Source organism: Rhizobium sp. NZLR1 (assembly GCF_017357385.1).
In the GTDB taxonomy this organism is placed as follows: domain Bacteria; phylum Pseudomonadota; class Alphaproteobacteria; order Rhizobiales; family Rhizobiaceae; genus Rhizobium.
Map to the genome: position 1 here is coordinate 244,345 of NZ_CP071632.1, position 14,898 is coordinate 259,242.

General features: G+C 61.1%; 17 protein-coding genes and 1 tRNA gene. 5 read left to right on the plus strand and 13 right to left on the minus strand.

The window, feature by feature from the left end; all coding sequences use genetic code 11:
- Positions 1-17: 17 nt before the first annotated feature.
- Together J3O30_RS01165 and J3O30_RS01170 are read right to left on the minus strand one after the other, a co-directional pair.
- Positions 18-1,298 (minus strand): hypothetical protein, encoded by a 1,281-nt coding sequence (locus J3O30_RS01165; protein ID WP_207582506.1) that lies wholly within the window; start codon positions 1,296-1,298, stop codon positions 18-20.
- 1 nt (position 1,299) lies between these two features.
- Positions 1,300-2,349: a glycoside hydrolase family 5 protein gene (locus J3O30_RS01170; protein WP_207582507.1), complete on the minus strand. Its 1,050-nt coding sequence runs from the start codon at positions 2,347-2,349 to the stop codon at positions 1,300-1,302.
- 135 nt (positions 2,350-2,484) lie between these two features.
- On the opposite strand from J3O30_RS01170, the gene J3O30_RS01175 reads away from it, so the two are divergent.
- Together J3O30_RS01175 and J3O30_RS01180 are read left to right on the plus strand one after the other, a co-directional pair.
- Positions 2,485-4,107, plus strand: a complete 1,623-nt coding sequence (locus J3O30_RS01175; RefSeq protein ID WP_207582508.1) for a GumC family protein — start codon at positions 2,485-2,487, stop codon at positions 4,105-4,107.
- Positions 4,108-4,166: 59 nt separating this feature from the next.
- Positions 4,167-4,499, plus strand: a complete 333-nt coding sequence (locus J3O30_RS01180) for a hypothetical protein (protein ID WP_207582509.1) — start codon at positions 4,167-4,169, stop codon at positions 4,497-4,499.
- A gap of 359 nt (positions 4,500-4,858) precedes the next feature.
- Here the strand turns inward: J3O30_RS01180 and J3O30_RS01185 are convergent, their stop codons facing one another.
- The 8 genes from J3O30_RS01185 to rfbF form a co-directional block, all read right to left on the minus strand.
- On the minus strand, positions 4,859-5,533 hold the full coding sequence (locus J3O30_RS01185) for a GNAT family N-acetyltransferase (RefSeq protein WP_207582510.1): 675 nt from the start codon (positions 5,531-5,533) through the stop codon (positions 4,859-4,861).
- Positions 5,534-5,557: 24 nt separating this feature from the next.
- Positions 5,558-6,316, minus strand: a complete 759-nt coding sequence (locus tag J3O30_RS01190; RefSeq protein WP_207582511.1) for a CmcI family methyltransferase — start codon at positions 6,314-6,316, stop codon at positions 5,558-5,560.
- 32 nt (positions 6,317-6,348) lie between these two features.
- Positions 6,349-7,497 (minus strand): DegT/DnrJ/EryC1/StrS family aminotransferase, encoded by a 1,149-nt coding sequence (locus J3O30_RS01195; protein ID WP_207582512.1) that lies wholly within the window; start codon positions 7,495-7,497, stop codon positions 6,349-6,351.
- Between the two features lie 76 nt (positions 7,498-7,573).
- On the minus strand, positions 7,574-8,812 hold the full coding sequence (locus J3O30_RS01200) for a glycosyltransferase family A protein (protein ID WP_207582513.1): 1,239 nt from the start codon (positions 8,810-8,812) through the stop codon (positions 7,574-7,576).
- Positions 8,809-9,351 carry a dTDP-4-dehydrorhamnose 3,5-epimerase gene (gene rfbC, locus J3O30_RS01205; RefSeq protein WP_207582514.1) on the minus strand — a complete coding sequence of 181 codons (543 nt, stop codon included), beginning with the start codon at positions 9,349-9,351 and terminating at the stop codon, positions 8,809-8,811. Before rfbC ends, J3O30_RS01200 begins: the two co-directional genes overlap by 4 nt.
- Positions 9,348-10,583, minus strand: coding sequence for a class I SAM-dependent methyltransferase (locus J3O30_RS01210; RefSeq protein ID WP_207582515.1), 1,236 nt, complete (start codon positions 10,581-10,583; stop codon positions 9,348-9,350). The genes rfbC and J3O30_RS01210 overlap by 4 nt, the downstream gene beginning before the upstream one ends.
- Entirely contained in the window at positions 10,580-11,644 is a 1,065-nt protein-coding gene (rfbG, locus tag J3O30_RS01215; protein ID WP_207584235.1) for a CDP-glucose 4,6-dehydratase, read from the minus strand. Before rfbG ends, J3O30_RS01210 begins: the two co-directional genes overlap by 4 nt.
- Entirely contained in the window at positions 11,635-12,408 is a 774-nt protein-coding gene (rfbF, locus tag J3O30_RS01220) for a glucose-1-phosphate cytidylyltransferase (RefSeq protein WP_207582516.1), read from the minus strand. Before rfbF ends, rfbG begins: the two co-directional genes overlap by 10 nt.
- Before the next feature lie 349 nt (positions 12,409-12,757).
- Here rfbF and J3O30_RS01225 point away from each other — a divergent pair, with 349 nt between their 5' ends.
- Complete coding sequence (locus tag J3O30_RS01225; RefSeq protein WP_207582517.1) at positions 12,758-13,054, plus strand: DUF982 domain-containing protein; 297 nt, start codon at positions 12,758-12,760, stop codon at positions 13,052-13,054.
- A gap of 349 nt (positions 13,055-13,403) precedes the next feature.
- Here the strand turns inward: J3O30_RS01225 and J3O30_RS33690 are convergent, their stop codons facing one another.
- Positions 13,404-13,694 (minus strand): poly(hydroxyalkanoate) granule-associated protein, encoded by a 291-nt coding sequence (locus J3O30_RS33690; RefSeq protein WP_221116650.1) that lies wholly within the window; start codon positions 13,692-13,694, stop codon positions 13,404-13,406.
- On the opposite strand from J3O30_RS33690, the gene J3O30_RS01230 reads away from it, so the two are divergent.
- Positions 13,615-13,893: a hypothetical protein gene (locus J3O30_RS01230; protein ID WP_207582518.1), complete on the plus strand. Its 279-nt coding sequence runs from the start codon at positions 13,615-13,617 to the stop codon at positions 13,891-13,893. The two genes, J3O30_RS33690 and J3O30_RS01230, sit on opposite strands and share 80 nt — an antisense overlap.
- 23 nt (positions 13,894-13,916) lie before the next feature.
- Here J3O30_RS01230 and J3O30_RS01235 read toward each other — a convergent pair.
- Positions 13,917-14,003 (minus strand) — tRNA-Leu (locus tag J3O30_RS01235).
- A 168-nt stretch (positions 14,004-14,171) separates the two neighbouring features.
- Here J3O30_RS01235 and J3O30_RS01240 point away from each other — a divergent pair.
- Positions 14,172-14,594 (plus strand): BA14K family protein, encoded by a 423-nt coding sequence (locus J3O30_RS01240; RefSeq protein WP_207582519.1) that lies wholly within the window; start codon positions 14,172-14,174, stop codon positions 14,592-14,594.
- A gap of 10 nt (positions 14,595-14,604) precedes the next feature.
- On the opposite strand, the gene J3O30_RS01245 is transcribed toward J3O30_RS01240, so the two are convergent.
- Entirely contained in the window at positions 14,605-14,898 is a 294-nt protein-coding gene (locus J3O30_RS01245) for a SelT/SelW/SelH family protein (protein ID WP_207582520.1), read from the minus strand.

The window sequence follows — 14,898 nt, forward strand, 5'->3', positions numbered from 1 at the left end:
GCGCCGTGCCGCTACGGTCAACTCATTACATCTGCCGCACGATCCTGCCGGATGCGCGGGCTGTCGTGGAAGCGCATATATCCGACGACGAACCACAGGAGACCGGCGATCTTCATCGAGAAAACAGCGGTCCCCCCGATCATCATATTCAGAAAAATGAAAAGAGAAAGTGAATGGGCGCAACGCCGCTGCGCCGCCGTGCGTCCCGCCGGAAAAAGGCAAACAAACAGCCAGAAGGCGATGACGCCGAAGATCGTCGCCGCGTAGATCAGATAAACATAGCCACTGTCGGCAAATTCGGCGACCCGGTCGACCGAAAGCCCGAGGATGGCGAGAGGATCGAGATCCATGACCTTCTTCATCGTCAGGTTGATGCGGCCGGTGAAATTGTCGCCGGTCGCATTGGGTTTCAGAGTGTAGACGAGGAAACCAGCGGCGACGATCAGCGGCATCAGCGCCAGATTGAAATTCTTCGGGATCTTCGGAAAGACGAAATAGCCGCCGATGCAGGCAAGGCAGAAGATCAGCATCGTGCGCGTATCGTTCGTCACCAGGATCAGCACCGCCGTGCCGATCATGAGCAACCGGTCCCAGCGACTAAGCCTTTCCCACATGGAAATCAGATAGATCGCGATCACGCCGCAGAAATTGGCGAGCGACACCTGTTCGAGGAAGATCGACGACGAGCGGTGGTCGATAATGCCGAAGGAGAAACGCTCGGGAAAGCCGAGCGCGTTCTGGAACAGGCCTGTCGTGTTGTAGCTCAACGGCAGCAGCCCGCGCGTATTGGCGAAATAATCGGACGGATGGACGATGCTGACGTAGAACGGCACGCTGACGATCTCGAAGATCAGGAAGATCATCACGGCAAGGCTCGCCCAGCGAAAGGCGAGCTTCATGGTTTTCTCGTTGCTCCAGCCGCCGAGGCCGGTAAAGCAGAAGATGATCAGCACGTTGCGGAAATGATCGACGAACAGCATGCGGTTCAGCACGCTGACGTAGATCGTCACGACAAGCGTGAACAGCAGGAACAGGAAGGCCGGGAGGTCCGTCTCGTAGATCCCCTTGTGCAGAATGTAGAGGATGGCGCTCGCCATGATCAGCCCCTCGCTGGCGGCGACATGCGTTATCGAGAGCGGCATGATGTTGTGGTTGATGAAGGCGAGAATGCCGTTGTAGAGCACCGACAGCAGGCCGAGCCAGAGCACCGGGTAGTCGATGCGCGACGCTTGACCGGCGGCATTGAGCCGGTTGCCGGCTATGGTGAAACTCGCTGCCTTCTGGTCGAGGATCGCCATGTCAATTCCCCGCCGGCTTGACGGTGACGCAGGCGCCGGCTTTGGCTTTTGCCGAGGCGGCGAGAAGCCGCATCTGCGGCCGCTCGGTGCCCTTTCGCGGCTGAACGTTGAACGGTTCGTCGGCCGGCCACCATTCGCCCGCCGCCCAATAGGACCAGCCAAGCCAGGCGTCGCCATTATCAGACATGGTGGAATAGATCTCGGTTAGCCCGCTCATGCAGTCCTTGTCGGCGGAGGCGCCGAATTCGCCGAGAAAGCCGCGCTTGTGGTTCTTCTTCAGCCAGGCGGTGACGCCGGTGATCGCCTCGACGGCGGCGCCTGAGCCTTCGCAGGTCGGGTGGGTTCCGGAGGAATCGGCGTCGAGATACTGGTGGACCTCATAGGCGTAGAAGTCGAGCGGATCGCGCACGCCGAGCATCACCGTGCCGTTGGCGCCGCCGATCACGTCCTTTTCCCAGCTTGCCGCGCCGCTCCAGGCGGTGCCCGGCACCAGGATGAGGTTGCGGGCGCCGACGGCGCGGATGCTGCGGATCGCCGCATTGGCGGCATCGAGCCAGTCCGTCGCCTTGATGTCGTGCGGTTCGTTCATCAGGCCGAAGAGCACGCCGTCCTGATTGGCGAATTCGACCGCGAGCCTTGCCCAGAAATCACCGAAGGCTGCATCCGTCGCCGGCACCGTGCCGATCTGCGTCTTATCGTAATAGCCGAAATTATGCGGGTCGAGCAGCACGGTCATGCCGTGCTTGCGGATCAGCCCGACGGTATCCTTGATCCGCTCGAACTCGTCCTCGTCGAGCCGCCCGCCGAGCGCCGGCTGCAGCCGCTCCCAGCGGAAGGGCAGCCGGATGATCGTCATGCCTCTTTCTGCGAAATAGCCGATCGTGTCTTCACTGGGATAGGTATAGTTGATGCCGAAGGCGCCGCCGCGCTCGCCATATTCGCCGCCGGAAAGATTGACGCCGCGAAAACAGGGCGCGTCGGCGGCAAGGGCCAGCGACGGGACGAGAGCGGCCGCAAGCAGCAGCGCCGTCAGATGTCGTCTGGTCCTCATGGCTATCCTCGCAATCGCGGCAAATCGCAACATCGGCGTTGCAGAAATTATTTTAACGGTCCGTTAGCTAAGAATTTCTAAAGTCTCAGCACCTCGGCTTCAGTCTTTCACGCTGGGCGGGACACGAGTGCGCGTATGGACCAGTATGACAGGAACAGGGTAAGCCGGCTCCCTGGCTGGCGCAGTTATGAGTCAACTCAGACTGCGCCGGAAGGCGTGCGCATGCGCAGCCCCGTCGTCCGTCCGGACGATTTCGTGCCGCCGGTGCCCGAACCCGCCGCTCCTGCCTTTGTGCCGCCACCGGCAAGTGTCGTGGAACCCCGCCGGTCCGAGCGCCCGGCGCCTTCGCCTCCGACCACACCTTTGAAACAACCGACCGTGGACGCGCGGTCGAACGCAGCGCCCGCGCCTGCCGCACCGCTTCTCGATCTCCGCTCCAGCGTTGCGGCGATCTGGAGCCGACGGCTGGTCGTGCTTGGTCTGGCGCTGCTCGGCGCCGTTGCCGGCGGGGCGGTGGCGCCGTCCATCGGGCAGAAATTCACCGCCATCAGCAGCCTCTATTTCGATCCGCGCCAGATCGGCCTTGCCGATGCAGGCGGGCAATCGTCGGGGCCTTCGCCGGAAATGATCTCGACGTTGATCGACAGCCAGGTGCAGATCCTGACCTCGGGCAATGTGCTGCGCCGCGTCGTCGAGACCATGAAGCTTGACCAGGATCCGGAATTCACCGGTGGCCGCACCGACGGCGCCGCCGTGATCGGCGCCCTGCAGAAGGCATTGGTCATCACCCGTCAGGCCAGCACCTATGTCGTTTCGCTTGCCGCGACGACCAATGATCCCGAGAAATCCGCAAGGCTCGCCAACCAAGTCGTCACCTCCTTCACCGAGGAGGAGAACAGCGCCTCGAACGGCATCTACGAAAACACCTCCTCGACGCTCGACGGACGCCTCGACGATCTGCGCCAGAAGGTACTGGAGGCCGAGCAGGCTGTCGAAACCTTCCGCGCCGACAACGACATGGTCGCCACCGAAGGCAATCTGATCTCCGATCAGCGGCTCGTCTCGCTGAACACGCTGCTGGTGACGGCACAGGAAAAGACCATTCAGGCGAAGGCCCGCGCCGATGCCGTCGCCAATCTCCGCGTCGAGGACATCGTCGCCGGCAACCAGGCGGAGGGTGGCGTCACCTCGCCGCTGGTCAGCCTGCGCCAGCAATATGCCACCCAGGCCGCCGCCGTCGGCAGCCTCGAAAGCCAGATGGGCACGCGCCATCCGCGCCTGCAGGCGGCCCGCTCCTCCCTGCAAAGCATTGCCGGTGAAATCAAGGGCGAATTGCAGCGTCTCGCCACGTCCGCCAGGGGCGAGTACGAGCAGGCCAAGGCCGCCGAGGACAGCATCGCCAAAGAACTTGCCGTGCAGAAGGCGCTGCAGGCGAGCACCTCGGACAAGCAGGTGGAATTGAACGAATTGCAGCGCAAGGCGACGGCGGCCCGCGATATCTACGAGACGGTGCTGAAGCGCTCCAGCCAGACGAACGAGGAGCAGAACCTCAACCAGAGCAACATTCGCGTCATCTCGCCGGCCGAGCCGCCGGTCAAGGCCGATGGCCCGGGAAAGAAGATCCTGCTGGTCGCCGGCGTCATCGGCGGTCTTCTCGCCGGTTTCGTCGCCGGCGCGGCCTTTGCGATCCTTGCCGGCCTCTTCGGCCATCCCGTTATCAGAAGTTATTTCAGGAAATCGCCCGCGACCGCCGCTTGATGACGGTCTCCGGTTTTCCTACATCCTGTGAGTGCCCTATTGCCGGCAGGAGAATTCCCATGCGGCTCATGATGATGCTTCTGATGTCGCTCGTTGCCGTGTCCGGCCTCGCGCCCGCGTCCGCCTCTGCCGTCGACTGGACGAAATCGGCCGATTCCAGCGTTCAGCCTCTCTATCCCTACAAGGGTCTGCCCGGCGTCAAGGCGCAGCCGGACAAGAAGGAGGAAGAATCCTATAATTGCCGCACCGAAACCGTCCAGATCCGCCGCCGTTACGACGAAATCTTCCGCTCGGGCGGCATGCCGACGCTGATGTATGTCTGCGAACGCGACGGCTTCATCTCGATGGACGACAAGGTTCCGCTGCGCGGCCACTATCAGCCGGTGCGATAGAGCCTTTCCTGGTCAGATTGAAGCATTCTGTTGGCTCAAACGGAGTCGGATGCTCGACCGGCCGGCGCGCGTCGTAGCCTAGCTCTACGGCCAAGCCGGCCGGTCGAGCAGGCGGCCCGTTTCAGCCAACCCTCCCGCAGATTTGCCTGGCAAATCTGCAAGACTTGGAAATCGCCGGACGCACTTATCGCTTTGCCATAGCGAAGCGGTGCGGCCGGTGGGCCGGACATCTTTCCGCCAGGATCAGAGGCGATCGGCTCGGATGTACCTGGGGTATGCCCATCGCCAATCGCCTCTGCCCTGACGAAAGCCTGCTCCGGCAGAGTGCTTCAATCTGACCAGGAAAGGCTCTAGGCGCTTCAGCCGGTCAGCAAAGCCGCTGAATGCGCCTGTCGGAAACGTTCGATCGGAAATTCCATCCTCAGATAGTCGAAGCCGGCATTTGCTTCTGGTCGATCAACGACCGAATATTTGACCATGTCCTCTTCCTCGATGCGCCGCAGCGGCAGGCTTTCGGCTGCCGAAAAGCCCAGCCGTTTGTAGAGGCCGATCGCTTTTTCATTGTGGGAGAAGACGTGCAACTCGGCCGTTTCGGCCCCAAGCCCGGCGAACGTCCACTCCAGCATTGTCATGCCGCAATGGAACATCAAATTGCGGATATCGCTCGCCCGGCCGCGGATGACATTGTCGAATTCGGCCGAGCCGGGCCGGATGTTGCAGACGCCGAAATTGCCCAACCGGTTTCCGCCGGGATCGCAAATGACGAATAGGATTCGGTCATGGGCGGGCAGCGAGATGCTTTCGAGCCACCGCCGCGTACGTTCCTTGCTGGCGCTAAACTGGGTGAGGAAAAACGGCATCGACTGGTTGCGCCACGTCGTCAGGTCGTCGATCAGGCCAGGCTCGTCGAGCATCGATCTGTCGATGCATTGCAGGTCGCCCACATGCCTGCCGCTATCGTCCCTGATCGGAAGTCGGAGCCGTCGTGCCGGATCCGCATTGTCCTTGAGGTTGACGATATCCACTTGCGCCATGAACGGCTATCCCTGATTGTCCGCTCACGCCTTGCGGCAGATGCAGTAGCCGCCCGGCGACGAAGACAGCACGAGCTTGCCGTTCAGGACCGGATCGACTTCGAAGCGGTCGGTTTCCGCCAGATAATCGGTGACTGCCTTCAGCGGCTCATTGCCGCGCAGCCAAATCTGGGAGCGCTTCGTGAAGGCCTGCTCCTCGGTCAAGTGGCCGATGAGCGTGTCGGCGACGACGAGGTAGCAGCCTTCCGTCACCAGCGGACCGTAGGCTCGGCATTCCGCCAGAACATGCTCGTAGGAATGGTCGCTGTCGAGCACAACCATGACGCGGGCGCCCGGCGGGATCTCGGCCTTCACGGCGGCAAGCACGTCGTCGTCGACGGAACCGCCCTGGATCATCTTGATCCGGCTCGACATCGGATGGGATTCGATCGACTCGCGATTATGGGCGCGGATGTCGATGTCGACCCCGACAACTTTGGCCTTGTCATTGCCCGTGGCGGCGAGGATCGACGCCATGAAGATCAGCGAGCCGCCGCGCGCGATGCCCGTTTCGATGATGACATCGGGTTTGGTCGCCCAGATGACTTCCTGTGTCGCCAGGATATCGACCGGAAGCTGGATGATCGGCACGCCCATCCATGACCAGAGATAGAAGTAGTCGAACTTGTCGAGCCCGATCAGCGTGTTCAGCGACTGTTGGAAACTTGCCTCGTCCTTGCCGAGCGCAAGCGACATCTCCCGCCTGTGGGCTTCGAATTCGAGACGATCGTCCTTCGTGGTCATGACTGTTCTTTGTCCTTCGCTGTAGGGCTGCCTTAGACCGACTGCCGCAATGCCGTGCTGTTATGGTAGATCCGCCCGGCCGCCACATCGAGCAGCGTTGCCGCCACCCGGTCGATATCGGCTTCGCTCATGTCGTGATAGCTGGGCAGGTTGATCGCGCGGCCCGGAATGCTCCAGGCGTTGACGTTCTCGGGCCGGTCATCGAACATGGAGAGGCTGGAGAGGGGATGGAAGAAGACGCGCGCGTCGATATTGGCGGTCTCGAAGGCCTGCTGCATCATCTCGCGGACAATACCCGTCGACCGATGAAAGACCGCGGTCGGCATCCACGCGCCGTTAATCGTGCCGCTATATTCCGGGTTCATCGAGATGCCCGGCAGGGCGGAAAGCCGGACCATGTAAGCGGCGAGGATTTCCCGCTTGCGGGCGACGAGTTCTTCGATGCGCTCGAGCTGTGCGCAGCCGATGGCCGCCTGGATGTTGGACATTTTGTATTTGAAGCCGATTTCGTCGGGCCAGAACTGCTTGGTCTGGCCGCGCGCGCGGCCGTGGTTGCTGAGCGTCAGCACCCGTTCGTAAAGCGCGGCGTCGTTGGTGACGAACATGCCGCCTTCGCCCGTCGTCAACGTTTTCGTGCCGTGGAAGGAGAAGGTGCCGAAGGCGCCCATCGAGCCGGCGCGGCGGCCGTTCCAAACGGAGCCGATCGCTTCCGCCGCATCCTCGATCACTGGGATGCCGGTGCGCTTGCCGATCTCGAGCAGCGCATCCATGTCGCAAAGATTGCCGTAGATGTGGGTTGCGATGATCGCCTTGGTCTTCGAGGTGATGTGCCGCTCGACCTCGTCTGGATCGATGCACCAGGAGTCCGGCAGCACGTCGACGAAAACCGGCTTGGCGCCGAGGTGGACGATCGGCGAGACGGTGGCGACCCAGTTGGTGTCAGCGAGGATCACTTCGTCGCCTTCGCCGACACCGAGCGCGGCCAGGCCCATGTGCATGGCGCCGGTGCAGCTCGATGTAGCGATGGCGAAGTCGCTACCGAGATGGGTCTTGAAGTCGCGTTCGAAGCGGTTGATGTAGTCGTAGCAGCGTGCGCCCCAGCCGGTCGCTGCCGCGTCCGTGGCATAATCGATTTCAAGCTGGGTGATGGAAGGCTTGGTGTAGAAGATCCTGTTTGTCATGCCGCTAATTTCTGTTGAATTGAAATCGAGACGCGGGCGCCCGCCACGACGCTAGCTTTTGAAACTGGCGCGAGGCTCACATGATGATGTGCCGGGCGACATCGTGCTCGTGGAACACCAGATTGGGCAGGTAGCCGAGTGCTACGAAATATTCCCGGTCGCTGTCGACGTTGATGAAGACGGCAGTGCTTTCCAGTGGGCTGTCGCTGATTTCCACCGTAACCTTCACCTTTTCATTGAGGCCGAGTTCGCGCATCAGGCCTTCGAGTGCGGTGATTTCCGAGAAGCCGCCGAGAAGCAACGTGTCGATGCCGATTGCCGAATTCACTTCGCTCACCAGCGTCTGGATGGCGACCATCAGAGGCAGCCCTTCGCGGAAGGGGCGAATTTCCGGGTGGTCGAGCATCCCGCCCCACATGATGCGGGTATAGAGCTCATAGGCCTTGATGAAATTCTTGCGCGCGGCCCAGAAGCGGAAGGCGACCGCCATGCGGTTGAGCGTGAAGATCTTGCACATCTCTTCATACTTGAGACGTGACTCGGGCGTCAGGATCACCGCCCCGCGCCTGGCGCCCGTATAGAGGAAATATTCAAGTCCGCCGCGATAACGATCCCAGCTCGTCATGACGTCATTGGCGCCTTCCTGTGGACGGTCACGAACGATCGCCGAATTGGCGATGGAGCGATAGAACGGCCGCTGCAGGAAGGCGACCGCGCCTTGATCGAGGAAATGCGCAAGGAACGGGAACGGGTAGAAGCAGATGTCCCGCGGGATCCAGGCCGACCGCAGGGCCGACGCGCGGTAGATCGCGATTTCCGGAAAGATGTGGCGTTCGAAGATATACTGAAAGACGTCGCCGAAGCTGCCGCGCGGAAACTTCCGATCCTCCTCGACATTGTAGAACTTGGTGATGTCGTTTTTGGCGACTTCGTCATAGAGGAACCAGGGCGCATGGGCGCAGGTCACATCCTGGTTCTCATCGAGATATTTGACGGTGTTGGCCACCGCATCGGCAATCAGGATGTCGTCGTCGGCGAGATAGACGACGTATTCGCCCCTGCCGAGGCGAAGAGCGCTCGTGACGTTGGCGTTAGCGCCCGCATTGACCTCACGCTTGTAATAGCGGATCGGCAATCCGTGCCCGATGAACTCCTCGACAACTTGCTGGGTGTGATCAGTGGAGGCATTGTCACAGATGACGATCTCGAAGGGAAAATCGAATTTATAGTCGTTCCGGCAATAGGTCAGCGCGTTTCTGAGGTAGGCCTCGCGATTGTACGTCGGGATGCAGATGCTGAGTTTGATGCCGCTCAAAGGCTTGTCTCCTGGCCGTAGCTCTCAAGCGCGGCGTCGCGCTCGCTGATGATGCTCGGCATGAACGGCCAGGCGATGGAAAAGGCGGGATCATCCCAGCGGACCCCGCGGGCAAGTTCCGGTACGTAGGTTTGCGACATCTGGTAGAAGAGCTCGCAGTCGTCCTCGAGGGTCAGGAAGCCGTGCGCGCATCCGACAGGTATGTAGAAGGCATTGTGACTGATGGCATCGAGCTCGACGGAGGCCCACTTGAGATAGCTCGGCGAATCCGGCCTGAGATCAAGTGCCACGTCGAAGACCCTGCCGCGCGTGGCGCGCACCAGCTTCGCCTCCGGCCGCGGCTCGGCCTGGTAATGCATGCCGCGCAGCGTCCCGCGCATGTGGTTCTGGGAGACGTTGCACTGCGGGTAGACGGGCACCAGACCCCGCGCCGCGAAGGTCTGTGCGTCGAAGGTTCGTGCGAACATTCCCCGGTCGTCGGAGCGCGCGTCGACTTCCACGACAAAGGCGCCCGAAACCGCCGTCGGAAGGAATTTCATCCGAGCACCGTCAGTTCCGGCACGGCGACGGCAAAGCGTCCACCCCAGGCTCCGACCCTGCTGTTGGCCGCAACGACTTCGTTCTTGATGTTCCAGGGCAGGATGAGAATGTAGTCCGGCCGCGTCTCGTCGATCTTCTCAGGCGCATAGATCGGCAACTTGCTTCCCGGCAGGAAGTGTCCCTGCTTGTGCGGATTACGATCGACCACGTAGTCGATCAGGTCGGTGCCGACACCGCAGAAATTCAGCAGCGTATTGCCCTTGGCTGCAGCGCCATAGGCAGCGACCGTCTTGCCGTTGCGCTTGGCCTCGTTGAGGAAGGCGAGCAGCCCGTCCTTGATCGGCGCGACGCGGTTCTGGAAGGCCTCGTAGATCTCGACCTTGTCGAAGCCGGCAGCCGCCTCAGCGGCGCGGACTTTGGCTAGGCCGTGACCGATTGCGTGAACCGTGGATGTTGCACGGCAGGCAAGCACGCGGAGGCTGCCGCCATGGGTCGGCAGTTCCTCTACGTCGAATACATCGAGGCCGTGCGCGGCGAAGACTTTTTCGACGGCGAGCAGCGAAAGATAGTAGAAATGCTCGTGGTAGACCGTGTCGAACTGGATGTTTTCCATCAGCCGCAGCAGATGCGGGAATTCAACGCTGACAACGCCATCCGGCTTCAGAACGGCAGAGAGCCCGCCGACGAAGTCGTTGATATCAGGCACGTGGGCCAGCACGTTGTTGCCGATGACGATGTCGGCGGCAAGGCCGCGGGAGACGAGGTCGGCAGCGGTTTCCTTGCCGAAGAAGCGCGCTTCCGTAGGAACGCCGATCTGCCGCGCCACCTCCGCGACGTTCTCAGCCGGCTCGATGCCGAGCACCGGCACGCCGGCCTCGACGAAATGTTTGAGAAGATAGCCGTCATTGCTCGCCACTTCGATGACCTGCGACGCCGCGGTAAGGCCGAAACGTTCGCGGGCCATGATGGTAAACTGGCGGGCATGCTCCACCCAGCCGTCGCTGTAGGAGGAGAAGTAGGCATAGTGGCTGAAGATGTCTTCCGGCGGGACGAAAGCATCGGCCTGCACCAGCCAGCATTCGGAACAGACGAAGGCGCGCAGCGGATAGGATGGCTCCGGCTGCTCGAGTTGCTCTTCCGTCAGATAGGCATTGGCGAGCGGCGTCGAGCCGAGGTCGACGAAACGATGCTTCAACGGAGCATCGCAAAACCGGCAATTGTGCGCTGTCATGATACTGCTTCCTCATATGCCGCGATCTGGCCGAGCGAGAAGGCGCGCATGTCTTCGCCCTCGCGGTTGGCTTTGTACCAGGCGGCAGTCCAGTCGATGGTCTGTTGCAGGCTCAGCCGCGGGCGCCAGCCGATGGTGTCGAGCGCGAGCGCCGAGCTCAGGGTCAGCGCCGGCGCTTCGGGCAGATGTTCCCCCGGCGCCAGCCGCCACACGTCTTCGACGCGATGCGCACGCCCGAGCGCCTCGGCAAGTTCGGAAACAGTGGCGAAGCTTTCGGGATGCGGGCCGAAATTCAACGCATTCGGCAGATCCTTGACGCGTTCCTCGGTCAGCGCTTTCGCGAAGCCGAGATAACCGCCAAGCGGCTCCAGTACGTGCTGCCAGGGGCGGATCGCCGCGGGATAACGCAGCATGATCGGCTGGTTGCTTTCGAAGGCGCGGATGAAATCCGGGATCAGCCGATCCCTGGACCAGTCGCCGCCGCCGATGACATTACCGGCGCGCACCGTGGCGAGCCTGAGATCTCGGCCATTGAAAAAACTGTCGCGGTAGCTCTGGCAGATGAGTTCGGTACAGGCTTTGGAATTGCTGTAAGGATCCTTGCCTCCGAGCGTATCGGTCTCGACGAAGGGGATGCCGCTGCCATTATTGGCGTAGACCTTGTCCGAGGTGATGACCAGCACTGTTTTGACGGAGGGCGTCTGCCTGACTGCGTCGAGAACATTTGCCGTTCCCATGACATTGGTCGAGAAGGTCTCGGCCGGGTTCTCATAGGAACGCCGCACCAGCGCCTGCGCCGCCATATGGATGACGATCTCCGGCTCGAAACGCCTGGAGAGAGAAAGAAGCGCCTCGGCGTCGCGGATATCGACGATGTGATGGCCGCGATCGTCCCAGGGAGCGAGTTTCCGATAGAGTGACGGTTCGGTCTCAGGCGCCAGGGAAACCGCGCTCACCTCAGCGCCGAGCCGTTCCAGCCACAGGGAAAGCCAGGAACCCTTGAAGCCGGTATGGCCGGTGAGGAAAACCCGCCGCCCTTTCCAGAAATCGGTCAGGCCCATTGCTTCCACGGCGCCTTCCCGGAATTCCAGAGTTCTTCCAGATGGGTGCGCTCGCGAAGCGTATCCATCGGCTGCCAGAAGCCGTCATGCTTGAAGGCGGCAAGCTGGTTGTTGGCGGCAAGCCATTCCAGCGGTCCGGCTTCCCAAATCGTGTCGTCGCTTGGGATGAGATCGACCACCGAAGGGTCGAGCACGAAGAAGCCGCCATTGATACGCTGGCCGTCGCCTCGAGGTTTCTCGACGAAGGAGGTGATGAACTGGCCTTCGATATTCGTGGCGCCGTAGCGTCCGGGCGGGGTTACCGCGCACATCGTCGCCTTCAGGCCGTGATCGCGATGGAAGGCGACTTCGGCGGCGATGTCGATGTCGCCGACACCGTCGCCATAAGTCATGCAGAAGGGTTCGCCTGGTGTCAGATGGTCGCGAATGCGCCCGAGACGGCCGCCGGTCATCGAATGCATGCCGGTATCGACCACGGTCACGCGCCAGTTCGGTCGTTTACCGCCGTGATAGTTGATACTGTTGGCGCCGAGGTCGACGGTGATGTCGCTGTGGTGCAGAACAAGGTTTACGAAATATTCCTTGATCATATAGCCCTTGTAGCCGGCGCAGATGATGAAATCATCGAGCCCGTGATGGGCATAGATGTTCATGATGTGCCAGAGGATCGGCATGCCGCCGATCTCGACCAGGGGCTTAGGCCGGACGCTGGTCTCTTCGGCGAGGCGCGAACCCAGACCACCGGCGAGAATTACGACTTTCATCCCGAGCGAACTCCAGAGTGTTTAGAAACAATTATGGTTTCCGGCCTGCCCGGCGAGGCAATCCGGCATGCGGGGCGCTCACAGGCGGCACGGCCGTATGCCCATCCTGGTCCCGGTATCCGATTTCGTTCTTGTGCGAGGCTTGCGGGGGTGTCGGACGAGGCGGCCGCGCTTTCGGCAGGCCATGCGTTGAGCAATGAAACAGCCCCGCTTGGCCGCACTCGTCACGCATCCATTGCCGAGGCCGTCGATAGAAAACGGCTCTATCGGGCAACGATAGCGCCTCCCGCCTTCCCCGGCACGCTTTTTGCATTGTTACTAATATTCTAACTCTTGGGGAGAAAGTGCCATGCAATGGAACACATCGGCGGATTTTGCGCCTCTCGTTCTCTTTCTCGGCGACCGGCACAAGCGCAAGATCGTCAGGACGCTCCACGACGCAGCCGAAGTTCTGATGGTGGACTGGCCGTTTGAGGATGGAGAGGAGTACGTGGCGGCGGTGAAGGCTTGCGCCGATGCCGTCATGGGGCAAGCGGGGATGGACCGACTCAGAGAATTGCTTCTGAGCGCCGCCAGAGAGGCCGGCATGGGGGTTCTGACCGTTATTCCAGACAGCAGGAATACGACGGTCGAAATGGCCGCGTGAAGGCCATCAACCACGCCATCACGCGCCGGCCAAAGCGGCGCTGACGCATGAGATGCACATGCTGCGAACCGCCCGATAAGGGAAAGCTCTGCTGATGGCTCCCGCAGGATACCGGTCCGCCGGCCGCTTACTGTCGACAGATGCACACGTCGTCCCGAAAAAAACCTCACTTCGGAATCCCGAAATTCCCCCGCTTCGGGATTCCGAAATCCGCCGGGTTTTGCGAGGTGTTGCCGTGGCGAAACATCCAATGATTTCAAGTCGGCAACCAATTTCGGGATTCCGAAGTGCTATATAGAATATGGGAGGAGTTCGCGGAATCGCCGCTATTCTTGTCCCGAAGAGACGGTTAGGCCTCTAGATCAAGCTGGAGTGGAGTGCTGGCTGCTTCGGCTACTTTAGCCTTCCGATTTTTTGCCGCACGGCGTGGTGGCTTTGTGATCTTTGGCAAAGTGTCGGAGCCGAACTCGTCTGACTCGGAGCCGACCAGCAGCGGATAGGCAGCAAGCGCCGCACCGGCCGAGGATACATCAACGACCTGGTTGGGCGGAGGCATTTCAATGGCCGGCTTGGCGGCTGGCGCCTCGCGCGCCTTTGAAGGCTCAGGGGCGCTGGCTACGGATGTGGCGTATCGGATCATCACAAGGCTCCATTTTGTTCGCTTTATGTTCCATTCGGCAATGAACAAGTCAATGGCGGCTGGGTATCGGCGACCGGCATACGCGTTAATATGGATTTTGAAAGTCCGTGGAATTGAGCAGGCAAGCCTTGAACGCATTGCTGCTGGCCTGTTTCCACAGGCACAAATGCGTAAATTTTGGATAGGCTTAACTCCTTGATCCGGTAGCGATCAAGAATGGAATGGTGCCCAGAAGAGGACTCGAACCTCCACACCCTTTCGGGTACCAGCACCTGAAGCTGGCGCGTCTACCAATTCCGCCATCTGGGCGACGGAGAGCGATGTAAGGGGGCGGCTCCTGACTGTCAACCGGGTTTTTGAAGTTTTTCTGACAGTTGGCGAAAAACAGTCGGTCATATGAGAGGGAGCGGCCGGAGGGCAGGCATAGCGCTTCGCTTGGTACGCCCTATATAAAGGAAATATCGAAAGGAATCCCTCATGCCCGTTGTCCGCATGCTAGTGTTCGCCGGTCTTCTCGCCGTTCTCGCGCCTGCCATGGCGGGCGCTGATTCGCTGAAGCTGGGCAAGCCGGGGATCGGGCCGCTCAACACCGGATCGACGCTCTGCGATTTTCGCGGGTGCTTCGGTTTCGGGCCGCAGCAATGGCATCGACCCGCCTATGTCCAGCCGAATTACCGCCCGCGCGGCGCGACGGGTCCGACCTATTACCAGCCGGGTGCGGCTGGCCGGCCGCAGCTGACCTATGAGCCGCCGCCGGTGCGCCGGCTGCAGCCGAAGGTGGCTGACAAGAACAGCCATGTCGCCTGGTGCAGCAATGAATACCGCTCCTACGATCCAAGAACGGATCGCTTCCTCACCTATGAAGGCATCTACAAGACCTGCCGCTCGCCCTATCGCTGAGTTGCCGCCGTTAGCTTTCGAGCAAGGCGCGGTCGACATGACCGAGATCGCGGCCGGGCTCGATGATATCGCGCACCCGCTGCTTCAGTTCCTTCGGCCCGGGAAAGCCGCCGTCGCGCTTGCGCTCCCAGATCAGATCGCCGTTGACGCGGATCTCGAAATTGCCGCCGGTGCCGGGGATCAGCGCTACTTCCCCGAGACTGTCGGAAAAAGTGTGCAGCAGCTCCTGCGCCATCCAGGCGGCGCGCAGCAGCCAGTTGCACTGAGTGCAGTAGAGGATCGAGACACGGGCTTTTTCGGTCAT

Excerpts from the sequence above, each read along its gene's own strand:
- J3O30_RS01165 (WP_207582506.1), bottom strand. The coding sequence starts at position 1,298 with ATGGCGATCCTCGACCAGAAGGCAGCGAGTTTCACCATAGCCGGCAAC.
- J3O30_RS01170 (WP_207582507.1), bottom strand. The coding sequence starts at position 2,349 with ATGAGGACCAGACGACATCTGACGGCGCTGCTGCTTGCGGCCGCTCTC.
- J3O30_RS01175 (WP_207582508.1), top strand. The coding sequence starts at position 2,485 with ATGGACCAGTATGACAGGAACAGGGTAAGCCGGCTCCCTGGCTGGCGC.
- J3O30_RS01180 (WP_207582509.1), top strand. The coding sequence starts at position 4,167 with ATGCGGCTCATGATGATGCTTCTGATGTCGCTCGTTGCCGTGTCCGGC.
- J3O30_RS01185 (WP_207582510.1), bottom strand. The coding sequence starts at position 5,533 with ATGGCGCAAGTGGATATCGTCAACCTCAAGGACAATGCGGATCCGGCA.
- J3O30_RS01190 (WP_207582511.1), bottom strand. The coding sequence starts at position 6,316 with ATGACCACGAAGGACGATCGTCTCGAATTCGAAGCCCACAGGCGGGAG.
- J3O30_RS01195 (WP_207582512.1), bottom strand. The coding sequence starts at position 7,497 with ATGACAAACAGGATCTTCTACACCAAGCCTTCCATCACCCAGCTTGAA.
- rfbC (WP_207582514.1), bottom strand. The coding sequence starts at position 9,351 with ATGAAATTCCTTCCGACGGCGGTTTCGGGCGCCTTTGTCGTGGAAGTC.
- J3O30_RS01210 (WP_207582515.1), bottom strand. The coding sequence starts at position 10,583 with ATGACAGCGCACAATTGCCGGTTTTGCGATGCTCCGTTGAAGCATCGT.
- rfbG (WP_207584235.1), bottom strand. The coding sequence starts at position 11,644 with ATGGGCCTGACCGATTTCTGGAAAGGGCGGCGGGTTTTCCTCACCGGC.
- rfbF (WP_207582516.1), bottom strand. The coding sequence starts at position 12,408 with ATGAAAGTCGTAATTCTCGCCGGTGGTCTGGGTTCGCGCCTCGCCGAA.
- J3O30_RS01225 (WP_207582517.1), top strand. The coding sequence starts at position 12,758 with ATGCAATGGAACACATCGGCGGATTTTGCGCCTCTCGTTCTCTTTCTC.
- J3O30_RS01230 (WP_207582518.1), top strand. The coding sequence starts at position 13,615 with ATGGCCGGCTTGGCGGCTGGCGCCTCGCGCGCCTTTGAAGGCTCAGGG.
- J3O30_RS33690 (WP_221116650.1), bottom strand. The coding sequence starts at position 13,694 with ATGATCCGATACGCCACATCCGTAGCCAGCGCCCCTGAGCCTTCAAAG.
- J3O30_RS01240 (WP_207582519.1), top strand. The coding sequence starts at position 14,172 with ATGCCCGTTGTCCGCATGCTAGTGTTCGCCGGTCTTCTCGCCGTTCTC.
- J3O30_RS01245 (WP_207582520.1), bottom strand. The coding sequence starts at position 14,898 with ATGACCGAAAAAGCCCGTGTCTCGATCCTCTACTGCACTCAGTGCAAC.